Below are 1,503 nucleotides of genomic sequence, written 5' to 3' on the forward strand. Positions count from 1 at the left end.
GATCATTTTGGCCGCGACATCCTGTCGATGATCATGGTCGGCGCCCGCAACTCGATTGCCGTGGCGCTGGTTGCGGTCGGCATCGGCATGGGCGTAGGCGTGCCGCTCGGCGCCTTTGCCGCCGCGCGCGGCGGCATCGCCGACGAGGCTCTGATGCGCGTCAACGACCTCGTCTTCGCCTTCCCGGCGCTGCTTTCGGCGATCATGATCACCGCCATCTTCGGCCCCGGCGCCGTCAACGCCATCATCGCCATCGGCATCTTCAACATCCCGGTCTTCGCCCGCGTCGCCCGCGCCGGCGCGCTGGCGATCTGGCCGCGCGAATTCATCCTTGCCGCGCGCGCCGCCGGCAAGGGCATGACCGAGATCACGGTCGAGCACATCCTGCCCAACATCGCGACCCTGCTGCTCGTCCAGGGCACCATCCAGTTTGCGCTGGGCATCCTCGCCGAAGCCGGTCTTTCCTATGTCGGCCTTGGCGCGCAGCCGCCGATGCCGAGTTGGGGCCGCATGCTGTTCGACGCGCAGACGCGTATGGTGACGGCGCCCTGGATGGCGATCTTTCCCGGTATGGCGATCGTCGTCACCGTGCTGGGGCTAAACCTGCTCGGCGACGGCATCGCCGACATACTCGATCCGAAATCGCGGCGGCAGCGATGAGCCTGCTCGATATCGAGAACCTGTCGCTGTCGATCGGCGGGACGCCGATCCTGAAGGAAGTCGATCTTGCGATCGCGCCCGGCGAAGTGGTCGGTCTGGTCGGCGAATCGGGCTCCGGCAAATCGATGACGGCGCTGACAATCATGCGGCTGCGGCCGCATCTGGCCCAAGCCAGCGGCCGCGTCACCTTCGACGGCATCGATATCCTCGGCGCGAGCGAGGACCAGATGTGCGCGCTGCGCGGCGATGATATCGGCATGGTCTTCCAGGAACCGATGACGGCGCTCAATCCGGTCAAGACGATCGGCGAGCAGGTGGCCGAAGGCATTCGCTGGCACACCAAGGCTGGCCGCGCCGAGGCAGAGGAACACGCACGAAAAATCCTGGACCGGGTCGGTCTGCAGGAGACAAGATTCCCGCTGTCGCGCTACCCGCATGAACTGTCCGGCGGCCAGCGCCAGCGCGTCGTCATTGCGATCGCCTGCGCGCTCAAGCCAAAGCTCTTGATCGCCGACGAGCCGACGACGGCGCTCGATGTGGTGCTGCAGGCGCAGATACTCGACCTGCTGCGCGACCTGGTCAGCGAGAACCGCATGGGCCTTTTGCTCATTTCGCACGACCTGGCGGTGGTGACCGAAATGTCTGACCGCCTGACCATCCTGCGCCGCGGCGAGGTGACGGAAGCCGGCGACACCGCGCGCACGCTGTCGGAGCAGCTCCACTTCTACACGCGCGAGCTGGCGCTAGCCTCGATGCACGTGCCGGCGCGTCCGAAAACCCACCTTGCCGGCTCCGCCAAGCCGCTGCTCGAAGTTGAGAGCGTCAGCCGGGATTATCCGGGGC

Annotated in this window: 2 protein-coding genes; both read left to right on the forward strand. The window is 66.4% G+C overall.

Annotated features, from left to right (window positions below; genetic code table 11):
• The coding region (locus tag EOA29_RS36210; protein WP_145970035.1) for an ABC transporter permease at positions 1 to 660 on the forward strand (660 nt) is incomplete at its 5' end.
• Positions 657 to 1,503 (forward strand): ATP-binding cassette domain-containing protein (locus tag EOA29_RS36215; RefSeq protein WP_145970036.1); only part of this gene is annotated, 847 nt, incomplete at its 3' end. The genes EOA29_RS36210 and EOA29_RS36215, both read left to right, overlap by 4 nt.

Origin of the sequence: Mesorhizobium sp. M1E.F.Ca.ET.063.01.1.1 (genome assembly GCF_003998155.1) — a bacterium.
Taxonomy (GTDB): Bacteria; Pseudomonadota; Alphaproteobacteria; order Rhizobiales; family Rhizobiaceae; genus Mesorhizobium.